Origin of the sequence: Arthrobacter sp. HY1533, assembly GCF_027568515.1 — a bacterium.
Lineage (GTDB): Bacteria > Actinomycetota > Actinomycetes > Actinomycetales > Micrococcaceae > Specibacter.
In genome coordinates, this window is sequence record NZ_JANKZF010000006.1 from 180,375 (window position 1) to 203,377 (window position 23,003).

Here is a 23,003-nt window from a genome sequence, read left to right on the forward strand (position 1 = left end):
CTATGCTTGGCGTATCCCTGCGGGAGTCCGTGGGGACGACGCAAGAACCGGCCCCACCAGGGAAGAGGCGAGCCATCATGGATCCGCATGAAGTCAAGGGAAGCAGCCAGGACGGCACCATCGTCAATCCCGGCAGCAATGTTGGCCGGGACACCTCGGTGGGCGACGAGGGCGACGACGCCAATGAGTTGCGCTTTGACGAGGAGCAACGCCTCATCAAGGAGCAGTCGCAGCGCCCTGAAACGGACTAGCTAGGCCGGGTTGTTGGGTCCGGGAACCCGGACCAGGACTGCCTTGGGTTCAACGCTGACCTTCACACAGGTCGCCGGGCCCGTGGGGTCGCCGTCGATCTGGGTTTCCACGGGCAGCACCGTGCGGATCACCAGGTTCCGGGACCGGTAAAAGTCAATCACCGGCACGTTGTTCTTGTGCCGGAGCACCACCTTGCCGGCCATGGCCAGCCAGCCCAGGGCGCTGCGCGGGCTGATGACCACCACGTCCAGCACGCCGTCGTCAATGAGGGCGTCGGGGACAAAGTCGATGCCGCCGGGCAGCAGGCCGCAGTTGGCAAAAAGCACTGAGCGGACCTTGCGCTGCTGGGCAGGCTCGTCGTCCAGGGCAATGCTGACCTTTTTGCGCGGCCCGGCCATGTGGCGCAGCCCGGCCTCGCTGTAGGCCAGCCAGCCCACATGCTCCTTCAACTTGGAGTTGGTGTCGCCCATGACGTCGGCGTCCATGCCCAGGCCTGCAATCACCATGAATGAATGCTTGGCCACGGAGCCGGTGATGCCGTCCTCAATCTCCATGAGCCCGGCGTCGATGTGGCGCTGGTGGCCGAACAAGGCCACCTGGACGCTGCCGGCAACATCCGTGACGTCGATGTCCAGGTTGCGGGCCAGCAGGTTGCCGGTGCCCAGCGGGATGATCGCCATGGGCACCTCGGTGTGGCGCAGGGTCTGGGCCACGGCGCGCACGGTGCCGTCGCCGCCGCCCACGAGAACGACGTCGGCCTTGGCATCCAGCGCTGCCTTGGCCATGGAGTAGCCGGGGTCCTCGGCCGTGGTTTCCAGGAAAATCGGGGCGGGCCATTCGGCCTTGGAAACGGAACGGCTGATCAGCGTCTTGGCGTCGGCGGAGCCGTTCTTGGTGGGGTTGTAAATGAATGCAACCTGCTGTTTTGCCAGGTGAATTTTGTGCGGGGAATCCGCCGCGGCACTGCGTGTGTGCTGCTGGGCCAGCTTGCGCACGCCCAGCCAGCTGATGGCAACGGTGAGCACAATGGCGGCCACAATGACGACGGCGAGGATTTCAGTTGGCATGATTGCTCAACCTTATCCCGTCAACTTGTTTTGATTGGATAGGCTTAGCACGTGATCGATGTACGAGACCTCTGCGAAAATCCCGAAATCTACCGTGCCAGCCAGCGTGCCCGCGGTGCCGAACCGTCTGTGGTGGACTCCATCATCGCCGCCGACTCCGCCCGCAAGTCCGCGATCACCTCCTTTGAGGCCCTGCGCGCCGAGCAAAATGCCTTCGGCAAAAAGGTGGCCCAAGCCAAGGGCGAGGAGAAGCAGGCCCTGCTGGCAGAGGTGAAGGAACTCTCGGCAGCCGTGAAAACGGCCTCCGCCGCGGCCGACGCCGCCAGTGCCGAGCAGGACACCCTGGTGCGCAGCATGCCCAACCTCATCTCCGAGGGCGTCCCGGAAGGCGGCGAGGACGACTACGTTGTGGTCAAGACCGTCGGCACGCCCCGCGAATTCCCCGATTTCAAGCCCAAGGACCACCTGGAAATTGGTGAGCTCATTGGCGCGATCGACATGGAGCGCGGCGCCAAGGTGTCCGGCTCACGCTTCTACTTCCTCAAGGGAGTCGGCGCCCGCCTGGAAATGGCGCTGCTGCAGATGGCCATGGACCAGGCCATCGAGGCCGGCTTCACGCCCATGATCACCCCCACCCTGGTGCTGCCCGAAACCATGGCCGGCACCGGCTTTGACGTGGAGCACGACGCCGAAATTTACCGCCTGGCCGAGGACGACCTCTACCTGGTGGGCACCTCCGAGGTGGCCCTGGCCGGCTACCACGGCAACGAAATCATCAACGTTGATGCGCCCGTCCGCTACGCCGGCTGGTCCTCCTGCTACCGCCGCGAGGCCGGTTCGCACGGCAAGGACACCCGCGGCATCATCCGCGTGCACCAGTTCAACAAGGTTGAGATGTTTGTCTACACCACCGTTGAGAAGGCTGCCGAGGAGCACCAGCGCCTGCTCGCGTGGGAAGAGGAAATGCTGGCCAAGGTGGAGTTGCCCTACCGTGTCATCGACACCGCGGCCGGCGACCTCGGCGGCTCCGCCTCCCGCAAGTTCGACTGCGAGGCATGGGTTCCCACGCAGGAGAACTACCGCGAGCTGACCTCAACCTCCAACTGCACCACCTACCAGGCCCGCCGCCTGAACATCCGCGAACGCCTCGTGGCGGACGACGGCGGCAAGGGCGGCACACGCGCCGTGGCCACCCTGAACGGCACACTGGCCACCACGCGCTGGATCGTGGCCATCCTGGAACACCACCAGAACGCCGACGGTTCCGTCAACGTCCCCGTCGCCCTGCGCAAGTACCTGGGCGGCATGGAAGTGTTCCCGGTCCTGTAGTTCCCGGCCCGGATGAACGCCGGATTAATGTCCACACTGTGCAGTTCCCTGTGGACATTAACCCGGCGTTCACTGCTTTAACAGCCAATGCAGGTGGCATTTTCGGGCCAATCTGTTTGACTGGATGCATGACAATGACAGTAAACAGTGCAATTTCCGGCATCGATGACCGGATCAATGAACAGACAAACTACCTCGTGGCCCTTGATGTTGACGGAACCCTGGTGGACCACGACGGCGCCATGAGCGATGGCGTGCGCGAGGCCGCGCGGGCCGTGGTCGACGCCGGCCACCACGTCATCATCGCCACGGGACGCTCACTCGGCGCGCTGCTTCCCATCGTGGAGGCCATCGGCCTGCGCCGCGGCTACGGCGTGTGCTCCAATGGCGGCGTGACCATCCGGCTGGACCCCGAACTGGCCAACGGCTACGAGGTCATCGACCGCGTGACATTTGACCCGGCCCCCGCCCTGACGGCCCTGCGCGACCGTGTGCCCGGCGCCCGCTTCGCCGTGGAGGACGCCGAAGGCAACTTCCTGGCCACCTCCCGCTTCCAGGACGCCAGCTTCGGCATCGAGGCCCGCGGCGTCGACTTCCACCACCTCCTGGCGGCCCAGGCCGTGCGCGTGGTGGTCAACAGCGCCGAGGCCAGCACCGAGGAATTCGCGGATGCAATCTCCGCCGCCGGTCTGCACGGGGTCACCTACGCAATTGGCTGGAGCGCCTGGCTGGACATTGCCGCAGCCGGGGTCACCAAGGCGTCGGCGCTTGAGGTGCTGCGCGAGTCGCTCGGCGTGGACCCGCGCCTGACCGTTGCGGTGGGCGACGGCTCCAACGACATTGAGATGCTGCGCTGGGCCGGGCGCGGCGTGGCCATGGGCCAGGCAGAGGACGAGGTCAAGGCAGCCGCTGACGAGGTGGCCGCCTCGGTCTACGACGACGGTGCCGCCGTCGTCCTGCGCAGCCTGGTCTGACCCGTTCCTTAAACAACTGGCCCGCAGCAGTGGCTGAAAAAATCACGGAAATCGTGACTTTATCGACCACTGCTGCGGGCCAGTTGAAGGAAGAGCCTTAGTGCTTGGTGGCCTCGTAGCGCTTGATGGAGGCTTCCAGCTCGGCCTCGGCAGCTGCGCGGTCGGCCCAGCCCTCGGCCTTGACCCACTTGCCGGGCTCCAGGTCCTTGTAACGGGTGAAGAAGTGCTCGATCTCCTTGACCAGGAAATCGTCCACGTCGGACAGTTCCTGGATGTGGTCGAAGCGCTTGTCGTCAACAACACACAGGACCTTGGCGTCGCCGCCGCCGTCGTCGGTCATGTTGAACACGGCGATGGGGCGGGCATCGACAACAACGCCGGGGTGCAGGTCAAAGTCCTGCAGCATGACGAGTGCGTCCAGGGGATCGCCGTCCTCGCCCAGGGTGTTGTCGAAGAAGCCGTAGTGCGTGGGGTACTGCATTGAGGTGAACAGCACACGGTCCAGGCGGACACGGCCGGTCTCGTGGTCAACTTCGTACTTGACGCGTGATCCGCGGGGGATCTCGATGGTGACGTCGTGCTTCATCGTAATGCTCCTCATGATGGGGTGTGCGCGGCCTGGCGCGGCCTCACGCGTAAATTCCGTCTAGTATGAGGATATAGGCGCTTTCCTTGCGCTAAAAACCCGCCCGGCATTTACGGGCGGAAGACTGCCCTTTTCCGGACCGGCTCCCAGCCCGCCGTTCCGCCAGCTTTCGAAGGAACCGCCTGCTTCATGGGACGCACGTCAAAAGCCGTGACGAGCGGCTTGCTCATCTGCGCACTGGCCGCCGTAACTGTGCCGGCCGGGCTGCACCTGGCACCCGCCTTTCTCCCGCAGGACCCTGCAGCCGTGGCTGTCCTTCCCGCCGCCCAGGAAATGCCGACGTCGATCGGGACCATCTCGGGGATCGCGCCCCTGTCGGACGACGCCCCCCTGCCGGATGCGGCCACGATTGCCGCCGGCATGAAGGAAGCACTGGCGTTCGACGGCGCGGGCACCTTTGGCGTGTATGTTGCCGACGCCCTGACGGGAAAGACGTTGTTTTCGCAGAAGGGTGAGGCCGCGGCCACACCCGCCTCCAACCTGAAACTGCTCACCGCCGCGGCGGCGCTGGCAACCCTGGGCCCGGAAACCCGCTTCAGCACGCGCGCCGTGGCCGGTTCCGCACCCAACCAAGTTGTCCTTGTGGCCGGTGGCGACGCCATGCTTTCCGACGGCGGTGGCGACCCCGCCAAGGTCATGGGCCATGCCGGGGTCGAGGACCTGGCCCGGCAGACCGCCGCGGCGCTTGCCGCTGCCGGCGTCAAGGGCCCGGTGACCCTGAGCATCGACGACACCCTGTTCACAGGCCCCGCGCTGAACCCGGACTGGGCCGACGGGGACGTTGATGCGGGTGAAATTGCGCCCATCTTCCCCATGGCGCTGAACGCCGGGCGGCTTGCCCCCGAGGTCCTCAGCGGCCCGCGCCCGCAGGATTCCGCGGTGGCCGTCGCCGAGGCCTTCGCGCACGCCCTCGAGGATGCCGGCGTTGCCACCAACGGCGCCATCACCCGGGGCAAGGCCCCAGCGGCATCCAGTGCGGCGGGCGCCGGTCCGGTGCAGCCGGGGTCGGTGCTTGGTTCCGTGGAGTCTGCCACCGTGGCCGGCCAGGTGCAGTACATGCTGGACGAATCAGACAACTACGTGGCCGAGGTCATGGGCCGCATGACGGCGCTGAAGCTGGGCAAGGAAGCCAGCAACGCCGGCGCCGTGGCCGCCGTGCGTGAGGTTGTGGAATCGCTTGGGGTTCCCATGGAGGGCATCACCATGACGGACGCCTGCGGACTGGCGGTGGGGAACCTCATCAGCCCGGCCCAACTGGTCAAGGTCCTCACGCTCATGCTGGCCGACCCCGGATCGGACCTTGGCCAGGCTCTCCCCGGGCTCCCCATCGCGGGCCTGAGCGGATCGTTGGAGCGGCGCTTTGCTTCCGGGCCCGAGCTCGGGGGAGCGGGACTGGTCCGGGCCAAGACCGGATCGCTGAACAGTGTCACCGGTCTGTCCGGCTATGTGGTCAACGCCCACGGCCGGCTCCTGGTCTTCTCCATCCTGGGCAATGGCTTCAGCGACGGTGCCGCCGCAGCCCGGCCCGTGGCCGACGCCGCAGCGGCAGTCCTGGCGAAAAGCTAGCCGGCCAGGGCCTTCTCCAGCGCAGTTCCGCGCTGGTCCAGGAAGGTCGCCACCGTGGCCGACTTCGCCGCAATGTCCTGCGCCGACAGGGCATCGCTGGCCGGGATGGACGCCGTGATGTCCGCCAGTAGGGACTTGGCAGTTCCCTTGGCAAACACCTGGGCGTACAGATCCTGGTAGGCGCTGTCATAGAGCTTCTTGAATGTGGCCGAGGCCAGGAAGCGGCTCTTGAACGTGCCGGTGGATGCTGTGTTTTGCGCCGTGCCGCCCGCCCCTGCACCATTTCCGCCCGCGCCGCCCCGGCCGCCGCCCATGGACAGGGCCGCATCCGGATCCGCTGTGGCGTTGCCGCTCAGGGCCAGGTTCAGGTCCCAGGAAATGACTGAGATCTTCTTCGTCGAGAGGTCGTAGCTGAGGTAGTAGTTCTGTCCGGGGCCGGACATGTCATCGGAGTTGGCCAGCAGGTTCTGTGTTGCCGCGTACTTGGCGAAGGATTCCACATCCACCCAGTCGGCCAGCTCGGCGTCGAAGGTGGCTGCATCGGCGTCCTGCAGCCACTTCAGGAACTTCACAATGGGCGTCGCATCCTGCGAATCCGTCTTGTTCAGCTGCTTGAACTGGTCCGCATAGGTGGCAAGGTCCTCGCCCTGGTAGCTGAAACTGGAGTCGGCGTCGGCCTTGAACACCACGGTGTTGCCTGTGGTGCCTCCGGCGTCGGCCAGGTTCTCGGCGTAGGCCTCATCGGGGTTTTCCAGCAGCAGCCGGGTCTGGGTGGCCGAACCGTTCACCGAGTAGGTGGTGTAGGCGTAGCGCTGGGAGGCCTGCCCCGTGGCTGCCGTGATGGACAAGGCCAGTGCCTCATTGATGACAGGGGAACCCGGCCGCACTGCCAGCTCGGTCAGGCCCTCATAGCTGGTGCCCTTGACGTATTTGTCGAAGCGGATCAGCAAGGGCAGCGAGGCCGGATCGTCGGCGGAGATGCCCGATGAGGTGTCCATGCCGCCGCCACCTCCCGGGGCCATGCCGCCTCCGCCCGGACCGCCGCCGGCCATGTCGGTGGGCAGGTCAGTTGGCCGGGTGCCATCCGTTCCTGCCGGTGGCTGCCCGGCCGGACGGTCGCCGCCCATGCCGCCGCCCTGTGTGCCGCCCAGGCTGCGCAGCGTGGAATTGCCCTTGAGCCGCACGCCCACATTCTTGATGAGTGTTCCGTCGATCGTGATGTCGGCACTGATCCAGGCCTTGTCGGAATCGCTCTCATAGGCGGCGATCATGGCATCGTAGTCGGCCTCATCCCAGCTCAGGCTCACGGAGTGGGAGGCGCCGGCGTCGAACAAGGCAGTGCTGCCGGTGATGGCAGTTCCGGCCTTGGCCGTGGCGGCGCCGGATGTCGCGGCGCCGGAACAGCCCGAGAGGGCCAGTGCCAGGATTGCGGCCGCCGCGGCGGCGGCGGCAGCCTTGCTGCGTATCTTTTCCAGGAGGGTGGTTGTTGCCATGGTGGATCCTTGCTTGGTTGGGGGAAATGGTGGTGGCCGGGAGCGGCTAGCGCCGTCCGGGGCCTCGGGCTGCGGTGTATTCGCCCGCGGTGACCGCCATGAGCTGCGTGGCCCCGGCCGTTGAGCCGGTGCCCAGCCCTGCCTTCACGCTGGCCGTGCCGCCTGTGTAGACGGTGTATTGCGCGCCGGCCTTGATGTCGGGGTTGGAGAGGACCAGCGAGGCCGTCTGCTTCGAGGTGACGAACGTGGCCACGACTGCCCCGGAGGAGTCGGCGAGCTGAATGGCCGTGCCTGCCGGGACGGCGGAGTCGAAGGTGATCTGGAGCCCGGACTGGGTGGAGGAGGTGCCGGGCGTGACAGCCATGCCGGCACTGCCGGCCGCGGCGACGGTGCCGCCCGTGACGGCCAGTTCACCGTTGACGTCCAATGCCCCGTTTCCGTCGTTCGTGGGGCCGTTGACCACCACGGTGCCGCCGCTGATGGAGGCGTTGCCATTGGAGTCCAGGCCGTCGCCTTCGGCGTTGACAGTGACGCTCCCGCCGGAAATGTCCAGGGAGAAGTCGCCCACGGTGTCCATTCCGCCGCCCATGCCGCCGGCAGGTGCCCCGCCGGCCGCATCACTGGTGCCGGTGGATGCCCCGCCGGCGGCGTTCAGGCCGTCGTCGTTGGAGTTCACGGTGACAGTGCCGCCGGAGATGGCGATGTGTGGAGCCTCGATGCCTTCCTCGGACTTTGACACAGTGGCGGTGCCGTCGCTGATGGTCAGTGTGGTGGCTGCCTTGATGCCGTCGTCGCCGGCGGAAACGTCCAGGGTTCCCCCTGCCACGAGCAGCCAGCCCCTGTCGGCATCTGTTTCATTCGTGGACTTGATGCCGTCCCCGCCTGCCGTCACCGAGTAGATGCCGTCCAGGAGCACTGTGTAGTCCTTGCCCTTGATGCCGTCATCCACCGCCTTGACGCTGACATTGCCGGAGGCCAGCACCAGCCCGTCCTTGGAGGTGATGCCGTCCTGGTAATTTCCGTTGACGGTGAGGGCGCCGGGCCCGGCAACTGTGAGGTCTGCGAGGGAATAGACGGCGGCGCTGGGCGCATCCGTGCCCGTGTCTGTGTAGCTGGCAGCGTCACTGAGTGTGTTGCTGGTGCCGTCGGCCAGGTACAGAAGTGCCTCGTTGGCGCTCTTGATGTCAACGGCTGGTCCGGTTGAGCTGGTGACGGAGGCGTTGTCCAGCACGATCCGAACTACGTCCTCCTCGCCGGCCGCGACCACGATTGTCCCGTCGGCCAGCGATCCGCTGACCCGGTATGTGCCACCGGCCTTGATGGTCACCACATTGCCGTCCACCGCCACGCTGCCGGCGTTTTCGCCAGCCGCGGCGCTGGCCCCGTTGGACAGGGTGATGGTGGTTTCCTTGGCGGCGTCCCACGTGAGGTCGTCAGCGTCGAAGTGGGTTGCCTCCGCAATGCTGCTGGCCAGTTCCGCGGACGTTCCCGAGGTCGTCACGGCGGGTGTTGACGATGTGGCGCTGGAGGTGGTGGCCGGCGTCGTGCCTGGTGCCTGTGCGGAGCAGCCTGCCAGCGCGAGGGCCAGGGCGAGGGCCGCGACGGAGGTGGTGCGCTGGGCCTTGGAGAAGAATTTCATGGTGTGGTCCTTGCTGGGTTGGTGGGCTGCGGCATGTTGTGGCGCAGTGTGCGGTGCCAGCGGTTTGCGGGCAGTTCCGGCATGAGGGTGGCCATGCCGGTGGCGAATTTGGAAATGCGGGAGGGGCGGATTCCGTGGTGCCAGAGGTGGCGGTCCAGCTGGCCGGGGGCGGAGCCTGACTTGGTCTCCACCACCACCTGGTTCGCCATGACCAGGGGTGCCTGGCCGGGCAGCGACCAGGCGACGTTGAGGTCGATCGTGGCCCGGGAGTTGGATGCCGGCAGGAAAAGCGTGATGCGTCCGTAGAGGGTTTCCAGGACGGGGGCCAGCTTCGACGGCGGTTGCTGGCCGGTGCTGCCGAGCGTCTCGGCAATGTAGGCGGCGCCGGCGGCGGTGATGGTGGAGCGGTCCGCGGGGCTGTAGGGGATGCGTTCCTTCACGGTGGCGCTGCGCGAACCCTCCGTCTTGACCTCCAGGAAGCTTGCGCCGCTGTCCAGGTAGCTGCGGGTGCGGATCTTGTAGCGGCGGCGCCGCCCGTGTGCGGCCAGGAAGTAGCTGTCCAGTGCCGGGGTGTCAAAGTAGACGGAGTCGTAGCGGAAGACCCGCAGGCCGCCGGTGTCAAGGACGCGCATGTCTGCGTCGAAGCTGCCGAACAGCCGGGCAAATGTTGTGGCCGGGACCAGGTACTTCCTGTCGATCCGGGTTTGCAGGGCCGCCGTGGCGTTGAGTTCCTCCAGCCCGATGCCGTCAAGGGCGCCCAGGAGTGGGGCAATCTGTGTTTCCACGGGCACCTCCGCAAGGATGCCTGCCGGGACGGCCGGGTTCATGCCGCACCGGCCTGGTCCAGGGCCTTGGTGGCAGGCAGGGGCAGCTGTTCAAGGAGCGGCCCGCGGGGTTCGCCGGCCGGCCGGGTTCCGGTCCCAACCTCAAACCGCACGTCCACTGTTGTCTTGTCGTTGACCAGGTCCAGGCACTGGACAATCACGGTGTGGACGGTGCCGCCCAGGACCTCTTCCAGCCGCGCGTTCAGGGCTGCGGGGTCGGCAATGGCCTGGTCCAGGACGACGCTTTGCTGGCGGTACGCGGGGAGCACACGGGGGCTGTCGGCCAGGAACATGACCACCAGGATCAGGGCCATGAGGGAGAGCGAGAGCCACAGCGGCTCCACGCCCAGGCCGGCGATCAGGCCCAGCGCCAATGCGGAGAAGTAGTAGGCCACCTCGTGCTGGGACAGCTCGGTGGAGCGCAGGCGGATGATGGACAGGACCCCAAAGAGCCCCAGGCCAAGTCCGACGCCGGCTGCCGAACTTGAGAGCGCAGTGGCCACTGCCAGGACGCCCACGTTGATGCCGAGGTAGGAGACCACCAGGTCGCGGCGCCGGTGGCGGCGCAGGTACATGCCGAAGGTCAATGCCGTGATGGCCAGCAGGTCGGCGGCCACAAATATCCAGGTGTTCATTCTTTGATCTCCAAGTTCAATGTTCGGGTGGGGTTCCTACAACCAGACTTTCGCCCGAGGCTGTGCTGAATCTGTGCCGGCGGGCAGCTGGGCTTGTGAATGCGGCTCGTTTTTTGGCCGGCGCCGGATTTCGGGCGCCCGCGGCGCTCCGGTTCCGGAACAGGAAGCGCTTTTGCACCGCGAAACTGAACAGGAACAAGACAAGTTCGGTCAGCACCTTGGCGGGCAGGGAGGGCAGCCCGGCCTGGGTGAAGCTGAGCAGGAGCCCGTAGTTGGCGGCCAGCAGCACGGCAGCCAGGGCCACGTAGCGGCCGGCGGACCGCCGCAGCGAAACGCTGCGACCCTCCGGGAAGACCAGGGTGCGGTTGACGGCAAAGTTGACCCCCGCACTGATGGCGCGCGCACCCAGGACAGCCATCCAGAGCGATCCGGTGGCCGCTGACAGGACCACGAACGCAACCGTGTCCACCAGGAAGCCAAGAAACGACGACAGTGAAAATTTCAGCAGCGGTGCATAGATGCGCAGGGAGTCCCGGAGCGGGCGGAAGTGTGAGGATTGGTTGTTCGCCAGGTAGATCGTGGCGATGGGGACGCTGTCAAAGCGGTAGCCACGGCTGCGCGCCTCAAGCAGCACATTGAGCTCGTATTCGTAGCGGTCGCCGCGCACGCCCTGCAGCCAGGGCAGCAGTGCGGCAGGGTAGCCGCGCAGGCCGGTTTGGGTGTCGCGCAGCCAGGTGCCGGTGGCGAGGGCAAAGAAGAACCGCGTGGCGCTGTTGCCGAAGCTGCTGCGCAGCGGCACCTGGCCGCTGAAGTGCCTCTCGCCCAGCACCATGGCGTTGTCCGGGCCCACGGCCGCCGCTACACGGAGGATGTCCGTGACGGTGTGCTGGCCGTCGCTGTCGGCGCAGACCACAGGCTGCCCGGGGTGGTTGGCTGCGATGTAGCTGAAGCCGGTCTTGAGGGCCTGCCCCTTGCCGTGGTTGTTTTGGTAGCCGATCACTGTGGCGCCGAGGGATTTCACCGCTGCAAAAACAGGCTCGTAGGCGGGGCCGCTGCCGTCGTTGACCACGATGACCGGGTGCTCCGCGGCGGCGTGCCGCAGTTCCTGGATGAGAGCGGGGAGTTTTTCATCCGGTTCAAAGGCCGGGATCAAGATGATCATGGTGTGCCTACCGTCCAATGTAGAGAATGTCGGAGGTGCCGCGTTCCTGGTTTTTGCCCAGCGGGTTGTTCACCAGGGCCCCGTTGAAGTACATGGTTGAGGAGCCGCCGCCGTCGATGTTGTAGGCCGTCGTGGCGCCAAGGCCCAGCATGATCTGGGCCAGTTCGGTCATGGTGACGCCCGTGCTGTAGCCGGTGGACCGCCCGTCAACCACCACGAACACCAGGTGGTTGGGGCCCAGCACGCCCACGGCGGTCCGTGGTTGGAGGCCCTGGATGGAGTGGTTGCCGAAGTTGGTGTCCACCTCCACATCGTCAATGCCCTCCTTGACGGCGCCGCCCTCGATGAGCGATGGCCCGAAGGAGAGGGTGTTCCAGACGCCGGCGGCCAGGAGCGCCTTGGCGTTGGTGGCGGTCTCGTCATAGACCTCTACGGTGCCGTCGCGGTGGAAGGCCAGGCCCTCGCGGGCACCCTTGTCGCGGTACGCAACGCCGTTGCGGATCACGATTCCCGTGTCGCGGAATCCGTAGTAGTCGCCGTTGACGGCAAAGATGGCGTCCTTGTCCGCGGCGATGGCCGAGGTGTTCTCGGTGATGTTTTCGCCGAACTTGTTGTCCGCGAACGCCGATTTCAGGGCGGTCGCGTCGCTCAGCTTGAGATCGGCCGTGAAGTACTTCAGGCTGGCGTCGCCGCTGCCGCTGCTCACCTGCCCAATGGAAATGGATGCCTCAGGGGAGCTGTAGCTGTCCCCGTCCACGACGGCGGCGGAAGCTGAGTCTGCCCCGTTGGCGCCCGCCGTGGAGCTTGCCTGGCTGGATTCGTAGGAGGTGACGTCGTCGATTTCCACGTGCTGCACCACGAAGCGGTCCAGGGCCCAGGCCGTGGCCCCGCCGGCGGAGGCCAGCATGGCAAGCGCGCCGCCCAAGACGACCCGGCGGCTGGGCCGGCCCTTGGTGCCGGGTGGTTGTGGCGGGTTGCCGGGACCGGCGTCCGTGGCCTGTTGGTGGGTGGTGGCCGGCTCTGTGGGTGGGGGAGAAGTAGTCATGCTTCTTTTTTATGGGGCCACCCTGTGCCACATGCTTCGCGATCTTGTGCTGATCCTGTGAGCCTTGCCGGCGCCCCGCCCGGCGCCCGGCAGGCTGCCCCTACATGGTGGGCAGGCGGAGCGTGAAGCGGGTCCGGCCGGGTGTGCTTTCCACCGCGACGGAACCGCCGTTGGCCTCGGCCAGGGCCTGGACTATGGCCAGCCCCAGCCCGGAGCTGTTGCCTCCGCTGCTGCTGGCGCGGGCAGGGTCGGCCCTGCTGAAGCGGGTGAAGATGTGCTCCAGGAACTCCTGGGGGATTCCGTCGCCGTCGTCCTCGATGGACAACTCGGCACTTGCGCCGGCCACCGCGAGGCCCACCCGGATGCTGGTGCCTGCGGGCGTGTGCTTGGCCGCGTTGGAGAGCAGGTTGATGAGGACCTGGCGCAGTTCCGACTCCACGGCGTGCACCGAAACGGGTTCCTCCGGCAGCTGCAGCGACCAGTGGTGGTCCCGGGCGGCCACCTTGCTGTCCTGCGTGGTTTCCATGAGCAGGTCGGTCAGGTCAACGTCTGCCAGTTCGCCGCGCTGGCCCTCGTCGAGCCGGGCCAGCAGCAGCAGGTCCTCAACCAGCGCTGACATGCGCCGGGATTCGCTGTCCACCCGGCGCAGGGCTGACGTGCCCGCGGGCGTGAGCTTTTCACTGAGCAGGACCAGTTCGGTGTAGCCGCGGATCGAGGTCAGGGGCGTGCGCAGCTCGTGGCTGGCATCGGCCACAAACTGGCGCACCTTCACCTCGCCCGCATGCCGGGCGGCAAAGGCACGGGTCAGGTGGTCAAGCATGTTGTTGAACGCCACGCCCACCTCGCCCACCTCTGTGCCGGGCTGGGCGGCCATGGGCGGAATCCGCACATGAATGGCAGCCTCGCCGGACTCCAGCGGCAGCGTTGCCACGGTGGTTGCCACGGCGGACAGTTCATCCAGGGGCCGCAGCGAGCGGCGGACAATGACTGTCCCCACCAGGCCGATGATGCCCAGCCCGGCCAGCGAAACAACCGTGGTGACCAGGTCAAGGGAGCGCAGGATGGAGTCGCGCTCGGTGGTGGAAAGCCCCGTCACCAGCAGCCCGCCGGTGCCTGTCATGGCCGTGGAGGCGGAGACCCGGTAGTGGCCGCTGGACAGGGCCAGCTCGGTGGGCGGGCCGTTGGGGTCCAGCTTCTCCACGAGCAGCAGGTCCGCCGTTGTCAGGGGGACCGTGGAGCCGTCGTTCTGCACCACAGCCGAGGACGTGTCCACGCCCTTCACGAACAGGGCCAGGAGGGTGCCGGGGCGCTGGCCCCGGGTGTCCAGGGGGTTGGGCTGGCCGGAAGGCAGCGGGTCGGTGGTGCTGCTGCCCGGCGGAGGTCCCTTGGGGCCGAAGGAACGCGCGGCAGCCTCATGCAGTCCGGAGTCGATTTGTGCCGTGAGGTAGGTGTTCATGGCGAGGTGGCTGACAACCCCCACACTCGCGCAGATGGCCGCCAGCAGCGCCAGCATGGCAACGATCAGCTTGGTGCGCAGCCTGTGGCTGCGGCGCGCTGCTGGCCGGGCGTCCGTGCCGGATGTGGCGGATCCGGCGGGACCGGTCATGAAGCGGCCGGCTTCAGCACGTACCCCACGCCGCGGACGGTGTGGATCATGGGTGCGCGCCCGGCGTCGATCTTCTTGCGCAGGTAGGAGATGTACAGCTCCACAATATTGGCCTGCCCGCCAAAGTCGTAGTGCCACACCTGGTCAAGGATCTGGGGCTTGCTGACAACCCTGCGCGCATTCTCCATGAGGTAGCGCAGCAGCTCCCACTGCGTGGCCGTCAGGTCAATGTCCGTGCCGCCGCGGGTGACCTCGCGGGTGTCAAAGTTCAGCACAAGGTCGCCCACCACAATCTCGGCGTTGTCGGATGAGGCGATGCCCGAGCGCTGCACCAGCCGGTGCAGGCGCAGCATGAGTTCCTCCATGCTGAAGGGCTTTGTCACGTAGTCATCGCCCCCGGCCGCCAGGCCCGCAATCCGGTCGTGGACGCCGTCGCGCGCGGTCAAAAACAGTGCCGGGATGTTGGGGGCGAACTCGCGGATCTTGCCCAGGGCCTCGATCCCGTCCATGCCGGGCATCATGACATCCAGGACCAGCACATCGGGGCGGAAGGTGCGGGCCGTGCGCACAGCCTCGGCGCCGTCGGGGGCCGTGGTAACATCCCAGCCGGCCATGCGCAGGCCCATGCTGATCAGTTCCGCCAGGCTCGCCTCGTCGTCAACCACCAGCGCGCGGATGGGGCTGCCGTCCGGGTGGGACAGCTGCGGAAGGTCGGTGAAGGAATTCCGCTGTGGCTCGCTCATGGGTGCGTTTCTCTCGTGATGGCCGGCCCTGGGGCGGCCGGCGGCTGGTGGTTCCACCCTAGCGGCGCGCCGCCCTGTGAAGGCAGTGTTTTTTGCAGGGTCTAATCAAAGTCTGGCCGGGTTTCCCATGCCCGGCCAAGATCCTTCCTGTGTTGAAGCTGTGAAACGCGGCCCCTTGCCGGGGCAGGCCGCAGCGCACGCGTCCAGCCAACTGTGATCTGATGGTGGACATGAGCAAGCAGAGCAAAGCAGCAGCCGCACCGCCCGCGTCCCCCGGCATGGTCAACTGGGACCTGGCCGCCCGGACGGCGGCAAACCTGGCTCCCGCCGGCCCCGACCTGCCGAGCTCGGAAATCTCCGCCGCGGTGGACAACCTTCGCGCCATGGCCGAGAAATCAGTGCCGCACGTCCACGAAATCAGCAGGCTGGAGGCCGCGCGGGACCTGCGCGACTCCGAGGTCCTGGTGGTGGACAGGGCATCCTGGGCCAAGGCCAACACGCAAAGCTTCGCCGTCATGATGGACCCCGTGCTGCGGGCGCTCGCCGACAAGGCCGCAGAAACGGCAAAGGCCGGGGGCAAGCCGGCCCCGACACCCGGCAGCCCGGCCGCAGCATTCAGCGCCACCGTCACGGGTGCCCAGCTGGGCGGCGCCCTGGCATTCCTCTCCAGCAAGGTCCTGGGCCAGTACGACCCCTTCTCCGCCCTGGCCCCCACAGCCAGCGCGGCAAGCCAGGCCTCCGGCGGGCGCCTGCTGCTCGTGGCCCCCAACATCATCACTGTGGAACGCGAACTCAAGGTGGACCCCGCGGACTTCCGCCTGTGGGTGTGCCTGCACGAGCAAACCCACCGCGTGCAGTTTGCCGCCGCGCCCTGGCTGCGCCACCACATGCTCGGTGAAATTGGCAAGCTCGGCTCGCTCCTGGTGGGCGACTCGGAGAAGCTCGGCGAACGCCTGCTGGAAAGCGCCAAGGCGCTGGGCAGCCGGCGCGGCGGGGAGGAACCGGAAGGCAGCCGCGGCAGCCTCCTGGACCTGCTCCAGAACCCCGAGCAAAAAGCCGCCCTGTCCCACCTGACGGCCGTCATGAGCCTGCTTGAAGGGCACGCCAACGTGGTCATGGACGGCGTGGACCAAAGCATTGTCCCCACGGTGCGCACCATCCGCCAGCGCTTCAACAGCAGGGGCAAGGACCGCGGCATCATTGAGAAGTTCATCCGCAGCATCATGGGCCTGGACGCCAAGATGCGCCAGTACAGCGACGGCGCCAAGTTTGTCCGCGACACCGTGGCCGTGGTGGGCATGGACGGCTTCAACAACGTCTGGACGCAGGCGGAGAACCTGCCCACAGAACCCGAAATCCACAACGCCCGTCTCTGGATTGAAAGGATGGGACTGTAAATGGAAACCATTTCCTTCCCCGCCGCAGCCCGCCCCAGCCGCCCCCGCGGCCGCCTGGACCCCACCGTTGGCAAGGCCCGTGCCATGGTGGGTGCACTCCTGGGACTGAAAACCACTGGCAAAAACCGGCCCGTGGACAAGCCGCCCCTGCTGCTGGTTGGCTGCAGTGGCGGCCCCGACTCCCTGGCCCTTGCCGCCGTCTGTGCCTTCTTTGCCCAGCGCGGCGAGGTTCGCGTGGGCGCCGTGGTGGTGGACCACCAGATGCAGGAAGGCAGCGCCGCGGTGGCCCGCAACACCGCTGCCGTGCTTGCTGGCCTGGGCCTGGACCCCGTGGTGGTGCGCACCGTTGACCTTGAGCACGACGGCGTGGGCCCGGAAGCCGCCGCCCGCGCCGCCCGCTTTGCCGCACTTGAGGCGACGGCGCTGGAGCTCGGTGCCGACCATGTGCTCCTTGGCCACACAATGGACGACCAGGCCGAATCGGTCCTGCTGGGGCTGGCCCGCGGCTCCGGGACCCGGTCCCTGGCCGGCATGCGGGAACGCCGCGGCATGTACCTGCGCCCGTTTTTGGGGCTGCGGCGCGATGAGACATTGGCCATATGCGATGCCCTGGACCTTGACCCGTGGCACGATCCCGCCAACCAGGATCCCGCCTACCTGCGGGTGCGGGTGCGCAGCAGCGTCATCCCGCACCTGGCCGCCGAGCTGGGCCCGGGCGTGGCCGAATCACTGGCCCGCTCGGCCGCGATCCTCGGCCACGACGCGGACTTCCTGGACGAGCTGGCAGCCGCCGAATACGAAAAATTGGCCCAGCGCGGGGGCGAAAACGGCGGCACGGACGCCATTTCCCTGCCCGAGGATGCGCTCAGGGCACTGGCTCCGGCCCTGCGGATGAGGGTGTTGGCGCTGGCCGCCGTCGAGCTTGGCGGCGTCCAGCCGAGCCTTGAGCGGCTGGCCGCGGCGGAAAGCCTGCTGGCGCGCCAGGGCTCGGCGGGGCCGGTGCAGCTGGCCGGCAAAGTCAGTGCCTGGCGCATTTCACGCAAGGAAAGTGTTCCCCACGAGGGCCGCGCCTATGGGAAGCTTGTTCTTAAGCGCACCACGTAGGCGCACCGCAGCACCAAGCCAGTAGCAAACCTTCACAACCAGGAGCCATGGGTGGATTCACAAGACGTCCAAGCCGATCTTAAGCATGTTCTTTACAGCAAGGAACAAATCCAAACACGCGTGGCCGAGCTGGCCGCGCAGATTGATGCAGACTACGAGGGCCGCGACGTCCTGCTGGTCGGCGTCCTGAAGGGCGCGGTCATGGTCATGGCCGACCTGTCCCGGGCGCTGCACAGCCACGTCACGATGGACTGGATGGCTGTCTCCTCCTACGGCTCCGGCACCCAGTCCTCGGGCGTTGTCCGGATCCTCAAGGACCTGGAAACGGACCTCATGGGCAAGCACGTCCTCATCGTTGAGGACATCATCGACTCGGGCCTGACCCTGTCGTGGCTGCGCGCCAACCTGATGTCCCGTGGCCCGGCTTCCGTGGAAATCTGCACGCTGCTGCGCAAGCCCGACGCCGCCAAGGTGGAAATCGACGTCAAGTACGTCGGCTACGAGATCCCCAACGAATTCGTTGTTGGCTACGGCCTGGACTTCGCCGAGAAGTACCGCAACCTGGACTTCATCGGCACGCTCGCACCGCACGTTTACGAGTAACCCAAATTTGCCGACTTCAGCGCACAGGCGCTGGAGTCGGCATTTTTTGTAGGCTGCGTAAAGGAGACCCCTAAGGCCGCCCGCGGCCGACGGGGTCGGATAGCAGCCGGAAAAATGTCGAGCCAGCGCCGGCGGTCCTTGCCGGGTGCTGGTTTTGTCACTTTTTCGGCGGCCGGAATTTATGCCCTCAGGGAACTATTGGCGGTTCCCGCACGTGTAGCAGTGCGAACGGTGTAAAGCTATTCTGTGGGGATGTGTCTCAAGCACCCTGCACGGTAAGAATTGGTTGAGCAGGAGGGACGAGGCCTGGCCTCGAACACATGAAAGTCAAGAAACTCTTCAAGGGTCCGTTTGTCTGGATCATTGTGGTGGTTGTCCTCATCGGGGCCGGCCTTTTCACATTGACCGGCACGGGCACCAGCCGCATCGGCACTTCTGAGGCACTGGACCTGCTCAAGAACGACAAGGTCGTCTCGGCCAAGGTCTTTGGCTCCGAGGGCCGCGTGGATCTGGTCCTGAAGGACGACTACACGACTGCCGAAGGCCGCAAGGCCGGCAAGAACGTCCAGTTCTACTACGGCGGCTACCGCGCAACCACCATGGTGGCAGCCATTGACAGCGCCAACCTGGAGAAATTCGACGACCAGCCGGCGTCCAACAACTTCTGGTCCAGCATGCTGTCCCTGCTGATCCCGTTCATCCTCATTGGCCTGATCTTCTGGTTCCTGTTCTCGCGCATGCAGGGCGGCGGTTCCAAGGTCATGCAGTTCGGCAAGTCCAAGGCCAAGCTGCTCACCAAGGACCACCCGCAGGTCACCTTCAGCGACGTGGCCGGCGCGGACGAGGCCGTGGAGGAACTCCACGAAATCAAGGACTTCCTGCAGAGCCCGGACAAGTTCACGGCCGTGGGCGCCAAGATCCCCAAGGGTGTGCTGCTCTACGGCCCTCCCGGAACCGGCAAGACCCTGCTGGCACGCGCCGTTGCGGGCGAGGCCGGCGTGCCGTTCTACTCCATCTCCGGCTCCGACTTTGTTGAAATGTTCGTCGGTGTGGGTGCCTCCCGTGTCCGCGACCTGTTTGAGCAGGCCAAGTCCAACGCACCGGCCATCATCTTCGTCGACGAGATCGACGCCGTTGGCCGCCACCGCGGCGCCGGCATTGGCGGCGGCAACGACGAACGCGAGCAGACACTCAACCAGCTGCTCGTGGAAATGGACGGCTTCGACGTCAAGACGAACGTCATCCTGATCGCCGCCACCAACCGCCCCGACGTTCTGGACCCCGCCCTGCTGCGCCCGGGCCGCTTCGACCGCCAGATCCCCGTCGAGGCCCCGGACCGCCACGGCCGCGAGCAGATCCTGAAGGTGCACGCCAAGGGCAAGCCCATGGCACCCGGCGTTGACCTGAACGCCGTGGCCAAGAAGACCCCCGGCTACACGGGTGCCGACCTTGCCAACGTGCTCAACGAGGCCGCCCTGCTGACTGCGCGCTCCAACGCCCAGCTCATTGACGACCGCGCCCTTGATGAATCCATTGACCGCGTCATGGCCGGCCCGCAGAAGCGCACCCGCGTCATGAAGGAGCTGGAACGCAAGATCACCGCGTACCACGAAGGTGGCCACGCCTTGGTTGCCGCGGCCATGCACAACACGGCCCCGGTCACCAAGATCACCATCCTGCCCCGCGGCCGCGCCCTGGGTTACACCATGGTGGTTCCCGAGGACGACAAGTACTCGATCACCCGCAACGAGCTCCTGGACCAGATGGCGTACGCCATGGGCGGGCGCGTCGCCGAGGAGATCGTGTTCCACGACCCCTCCACGGGCGCCTCCAACGACATTGAGAAGGCCACGTCCACGGCCCGCGCCATGGTCACCCAGTACGGCATGAGCGAGCGCATCGGCGCAGTCAAGCTCGGCGCGGCAGGCGGCGAGCCCTTCCTGGGCGGCAGCGCAGGCCACGACCGCGACTACTCCGAATCCGTCGCCGCTGTGGTGGATGAGGAAATCCGCAAGCTGATCGACCAGGCCCACGACGACGCCTACGAGGCACTCATCGCCAACCGCGACGTCCTGGACCGCCTGGCCCTGGAGCTGCTGGAGCGCGAGACCCTCAACCAGGCCGAGATTGCGGAAATCTTCAAGGACCTGCGCAAGCCGGCCGAGCGCAAGGTGTGGCTGTCCAAGGACACCCGCCCCGTCTCGGACCTGCCCCCCGTGGTGACCGAGAAGGAGCGCCAGGAGGCGCAGGCCGCCGGCCTGCCAAGCCCGGACGCCGTGTCCCCGCAGGACCAGCTGGCCAGCGCCCACCTGGACGGTGCCATCGACGCCCCGGGCCAGCGGCCCGGCATTGAACTGGGCAAGGGCGACGGACCGGCACTGCCCGGCCAGCCGTAATCCAAGAGAAAAGGATCCCCTTTCGTGACTGAGCACGACGACGACCACGGCATTGTGCCCGCCGGCACCCCCGGCGGACACAAGGTGGACCTGCCCCGCATCGAGGCCGCGGTCCGCGAAATCCTGCTGTCCATCGGCGAGGACCCGGAACGCAGCGGCCTGCTGGACACGCCCAAGCGCGTGGCCAAGGCGTACGCGGAAATGTTCTCCGGCATCCACCAGGACCCGGCGGAAATCCTGGGCACCACCTTTGACATTGCCCACCAGGAAATGGTGCTGGTCAAGGACATCCCGTTCTACTCCACCTGCGAGCACCACCTGGTGCCGTTCCACGGCAGTGCGCACGTGGGCTACATCCCGGCCGCCGACGGCCGGGTGACCGGGTTGAGCAAGCTGGCGCGCCTGGTGGACATTTACGCCAAGCGCCCGCAGGTTCAGGAACGCCTGACCACCCAGATCGCCGACGCGCTGATCGAGCACCTCAACCCCGTGGGTGCCATCGTCGTGATCGAATGCGAACACATGTGCATGTCCATGCGTGGCGTGCGCAAGCCAGGGGCCAAGACCGTCACCAGTGCGGTGCGCGGTTCGCTCCACGAGCCCGCAACCCGGGCCGAGGCCATGAGCCTGATTCTCGGAAGGTAACAACACACCATGGATTCACTCGCAGCCGCCCCCGGAACGGGCCCGGCCACATCCCCCCTGCCCGTGCTGCGGGCCCGCCGCTCAGTGGCAACCTTTGCGTCGCTGCCCCAGGACCGCACAGTGGTGATGGGGATCTTGAACTGCACCCCGGACTCCTTCAGCGACGGCGGCGAGTACAACTCCATGGAAACGGCCATTGCCCATGGCCTGCGCATGTTCTACGGCGGCGCCGACATCATTGACGTCGGCGGCGAATCAACCCGCCCCGGCGCGGCCCCCGTGGACGAGGCCGAGGAGCAGGCCCGCATCCTGCCCGTAATCTCCACCCTGGCCAAGGCCGGTGCCCTGGTGAGCGTGGACACCCGCCACGCCTCCACGGCCGCCCTGGCCATCGACGCCGGTGCCGGGCTCATCAACGACGTTTCCGGCGCCAACGTCCACCCCGACATGATCGCCCTGATCGCCGAACGCCAGGTGCCCTACGTGCTCATGCACAGCCGCGGCGACTCCCTCCACATGGATTCACTCACGCAGTACAACGACGTGGTGGAGGACGTGGTGGCGGAAATGTCCGCGATCCGCGAACGCTTCTACGCCGCAGGGGTCAAGCCCGAGCTGCTCATCGTGGACCCGGGCATCGGCTTCTCCAAGAACGCCGAGCAGAACTGGGAGCTGCTGGCCAACCTGGACCGCGTTGCCGAAATGGGCAACAAGATCCTGGTGGGCACCTCCCGCAAGCGCTTCCTCGGCTCGCTGCTGACCACCGCGGGCAAGGCCGCCGCCCCCAAGGAGCGCGACGACGCCACCTCCGCCACCACGGCGCTGGCCGGTGCGCAGGGCGTGTGGGGCGTGCGTGTGCACGACGTCGGCGCGAGCCTTGACGCTGCCAAGGTCGCCGCCCGGATGAGGGCCGGCAAGGCAAGCCGCGAGGCCCGCCTGGCTGCCGCGGGTGAGAAGTGAAGCACCTCGACACGATCCGGCTCACCGGCGTCGCCGCCATTGGCTACCACGGCGTTTTTGACCATGAAAAGCGCGACGGCCAGCCGTTCATCACCGACGCCGTGCTGTTCATGGACGTCGCCGATGCCGCCGCCACCGACGACCTGTCCAAGACCGCCGACTACGGTGCCGTCGCGGAAACCATCGTGGCCATGGTGACAGGTGAGCCCTTTGACCTGATTGAGACCCTCACCGTCCGCACGGCCGAGCGCCTGCTGGCCGACTTCCCGGTGCTGCACGCCGTCGAGGTCACTGTCCACAAGCCCAAGGCGCCCATCCAGGTTCCGTTTGGCGACGTCAGTATCACGGTCCGCCGCACACGGGACGGGGCATGAACGCCGTGCGCCCGCTGACCCGGGCCATCCTGGCCCTGGGAAGCAACCTCGGCGAACGAGAAGGCACCCTCATGGAGGCCGTCGCCGAGCTCGTGGACCGCCCCGAGGTCCGGCTCCAGAACGTCTCACCAGTGGTCACCACCAAGCCGGTGGGCGGCCCGCCGGGGCAGCCTGACTTCCTGAACATGGTCATCGCCGTGGACACCGTGCTGGAGCCGCTGGAGCTGCTGGAACACTGCCAGGCCGTGGAACTCGCGCACCACCGCACCCGTGAGGTGCGCTGGGGAGCCCGGACCCTGGACGTGGACATCATCACTTACGGGGACCTGGCCAGCGCCGACCCCGTGCTGACCCTGCCGCACCCGCGCGCCGCCGAACGAGCGTTTGTGCTGTTCCCGTGGTCCCTCATGGACCCTGCGGCCACGCTGGACGGCAAGTCGGTGGCCGAGCTGGCCGCCGCCGCGCCCGACATGGCAGGCATCTCCCACGCACCCGGGACAGCCGGGCAGGACGCCTAGCCCGAAACGCGCGCACTGCGCAACG

At 66.8% G+C, this 23,003-nt stretch carries 22 protein-coding genes; 12 read left to right on the forward strand and 10 right to left on the reverse strand.

The window, feature by feature from the left end; all coding sequences use genetic code 11:
• Positions 1 to 77 precede the first annotated feature (77 nt).
• Positions 78 to 251 carry a hypothetical protein gene (locus PCK14_RS07200; protein ID WP_269937779.1) on the forward strand — a complete coding sequence of 58 codons (174 nt, stop codon included), beginning with the start codon at positions 78 to 80 and terminating at the stop codon, positions 249 to 251.
• On the opposite strand, the gene PCK14_RS07205 is transcribed toward PCK14_RS07200, so the two are convergent.
• On the reverse strand, positions 252 to 1,319 hold the full coding sequence (locus PCK14_RS07205) for a diacylglycerol/lipid kinase family protein (RefSeq protein ID WP_269937780.1): 1,068 nt from the start codon (positions 1,317 to 1,319) through the stop codon (positions 252 to 254). It lies immediately after the preceding gene.
• 51 nt (positions 1,320 to 1,370) lie between these two features.
• On the opposite strand from PCK14_RS07205, the gene serS reads away from it, so the two are divergent.
• Both serS and PCK14_RS07215 read left to right on the forward strand, forming a co-directional pair.
• Complete coding sequence (gene serS, locus PCK14_RS07210; RefSeq protein ID WP_269937781.1) at positions 1,371 to 2,648, forward strand: serine--tRNA ligase; 1,278 nt, start codon at positions 1,371 to 1,373, stop codon at positions 2,646 to 2,648.
• 128 nt (positions 2,649 to 2,776) lie between these two features.
• Entirely contained in the window at positions 2,777 to 3,622 is an 846-nt protein-coding gene (locus tag PCK14_RS07215; protein WP_269937782.1) for an HAD family hydrolase, read from the forward strand.
• Between the two features lie 97 nt (positions 3,623 to 3,719).
• On the opposite strand, the gene PCK14_RS07220 is transcribed toward PCK14_RS07215, so the two are convergent.
• A complete protein-coding gene (locus PCK14_RS07220) occupies positions 3,720 to 4,208 on the reverse strand; it encodes an inorganic diphosphatase (RefSeq protein ID WP_269937867.1) in 489 nt (162 codons plus the stop codon).
• A gap of 189 nt (positions 4,209 to 4,397) precedes the next feature.
• Between PCK14_RS07220 and dacB the strand changes: the two genes are divergently transcribed.
• Complete coding sequence (gene dacB / locus PCK14_RS07225; protein ID WP_269937783.1) at positions 4,398 to 5,834, forward strand: D-alanyl-D-alanine carboxypeptidase/D-alanyl-D-alanine endopeptidase; 1,437 nt, start codon at positions 4,398 to 4,400, stop codon at positions 5,832 to 5,834.
• Here the strand turns inward: dacB and PCK14_RS07230 are convergent.
• From PCK14_RS07230 to PCK14_RS07265, 8 genes are all read right to left on the reverse strand, one after another.
• Positions 5,831 to 7,327, reverse strand: coding sequence for a CotH kinase family protein (locus tag PCK14_RS07230; protein ID WP_269937784.1), 1,497 nt, complete (start codon positions 7,325 to 7,327; stop codon positions 5,831 to 5,833). The two genes, dacB and PCK14_RS07230, sit on opposite strands and share 4 nt — an antisense overlap.
• A 46-nt stretch (positions 7,328 to 7,373) precedes the next feature.
• Complete coding sequence (locus PCK14_RS07235; protein WP_269937785.1) at positions 7,374 to 8,966, reverse strand: carbohydrate-binding domain-containing protein; 1,593 nt, start codon at positions 8,964 to 8,966, stop codon at positions 7,374 to 7,376.
• Complete coding sequence (locus PCK14_RS07240) at positions 8,963 to 9,793, reverse strand: polyphosphate polymerase domain-containing protein (protein WP_269937786.1); 831 nt, start codon at positions 9,791 to 9,793, stop codon at positions 8,963 to 8,965. Before PCK14_RS07240 ends, PCK14_RS07235 begins: the two co-directional genes overlap by 4 nt.
• A complete protein-coding gene (locus PCK14_RS07245; protein ID WP_269937787.1) occupies positions 9,790 to 10,425 on the reverse strand; it encodes a DUF4956 domain-containing protein in 636 nt (211 codons plus the stop codon). The genes PCK14_RS07240 and PCK14_RS07245 overlap by 4 nt, the downstream gene beginning before the upstream one ends.
• Positions 10,426 to 10,441: 16 nt before the next feature.
• Positions 10,442 to 11,587, reverse strand: coding sequence for a bifunctional glycosyltransferase family 2/GtrA family protein (locus PCK14_RS07250; RefSeq protein ID WP_269937788.1), 1,146 nt, complete (start codon positions 11,585 to 11,587; stop codon positions 10,442 to 10,444).
• 7 nt (positions 11,588 to 11,594) lie between these two features.
• The gene (locus tag PCK14_RS07255) at positions 11,595 to 12,632 is read right to left on the reverse strand and encodes a phosphodiester glycosidase family protein (protein WP_442864677.1); all 1,038 of its coding nucleotides are present in this window, start codon (positions 12,630 to 12,632) and stop codon (positions 11,595 to 11,597) included.
• Between the two features lie 100 nt (positions 12,633 to 12,732).
• Positions 12,733 to 14,238: a sensor histidine kinase gene (locus PCK14_RS07260; protein WP_269937789.1), complete on the reverse strand. Its 1,506-nt coding sequence runs from the start codon at positions 14,236 to 14,238 to the stop codon at positions 12,733 to 12,735.
• Positions 14,235 to 14,981, reverse strand: a complete 747-nt coding sequence (locus PCK14_RS07265; protein WP_269937790.1) for a response regulator transcription factor — start codon at positions 14,979 to 14,981, stop codon at positions 14,235 to 14,237. Before PCK14_RS07265 ends, PCK14_RS07260 begins: the two co-directional genes overlap by 4 nt.
• Before the next feature lie 221 nt (positions 14,982 to 15,202).
• Here PCK14_RS07265 and PCK14_RS07270 point away from each other — a divergent pair, with 221 nt between their 5' ends.
• The 8 genes from PCK14_RS07270 (at position 15,203) to folK (ending at position 22,978) form a co-directional block, all read left to right on the forward strand.
• Positions 15,203 to 16,378 (forward strand): zinc-dependent metalloprotease, encoded by a 1,176-nt coding sequence (locus PCK14_RS07270; protein WP_269937791.1) that lies wholly within the window; start codon positions 15,203 to 15,205, stop codon positions 16,376 to 16,378.
• On the forward strand, positions 16,379 to 17,482 hold the full coding sequence (gene tilS / locus PCK14_RS07275) for a tRNA lysidine(34) synthetase TilS (RefSeq protein ID WP_269937792.1): 1,104 nt from the start codon (positions 16,379 to 16,381) through the stop codon (positions 17,480 to 17,482).
• A 51-nt stretch (positions 17,483 to 17,533) separates the two neighbouring features.
• Complete coding sequence (gene hpt / locus PCK14_RS07280) at positions 17,534 to 18,085, forward strand: hypoxanthine phosphoribosyltransferase (RefSeq protein ID WP_269937793.1); 552 nt, start codon at positions 17,534 to 17,536, stop codon at positions 18,083 to 18,085.
• Positions 18,086 to 18,405: 320 nt separating this feature from the next.
• Positions 18,406 to 20,481, forward strand: coding sequence for an ATP-dependent zinc metalloprotease FtsH (gene ftsH, locus PCK14_RS07285; RefSeq protein WP_269937794.1), 2,076 nt, complete (start codon positions 18,406 to 18,408; stop codon positions 20,479 to 20,481).
• Between the two features lie 24 nt (positions 20,482 to 20,505).
• Positions 20,506 to 21,126: a GTP cyclohydrolase I FolE gene (gene folE, locus PCK14_RS07290; protein WP_269937795.1), complete on the forward strand. Its 621-nt coding sequence runs from the start codon at positions 20,506 to 20,508 to the stop codon at positions 21,124 to 21,126.
• A gap of 9 nt (positions 21,127 to 21,135) precedes the next feature.
• The gene (gene folP / locus PCK14_RS07295) at positions 21,136 to 22,086 is read left to right on the forward strand and encodes a dihydropteroate synthase (protein WP_269937796.1); all 951 of its coding nucleotides are present in this window, start codon (positions 21,136 to 21,138) and stop codon (positions 22,084 to 22,086) included.
• Positions 22,083 to 22,460 (forward strand): dihydroneopterin aldolase, encoded by a 378-nt coding sequence (folB, locus tag PCK14_RS07300; protein ID WP_269937797.1) that lies wholly within the window; start codon positions 22,083 to 22,085, stop codon positions 22,458 to 22,460. The genes folP and folB overlap by 4 nt, the downstream gene beginning before the upstream one ends.
• A complete protein-coding gene (gene folK / locus PCK14_RS07305; RefSeq protein WP_269937798.1) occupies positions 22,457 to 22,978 on the forward strand; it encodes a 2-amino-4-hydroxy-6-hydroxymethyldihydropteridine diphosphokinase in 522 nt (173 codons plus the stop codon). The genes folB and folK overlap by 4 nt, the downstream gene beginning before the upstream one ends.
• Positions 22,979 to 23,003: the final 25 nt, after the last annotated feature.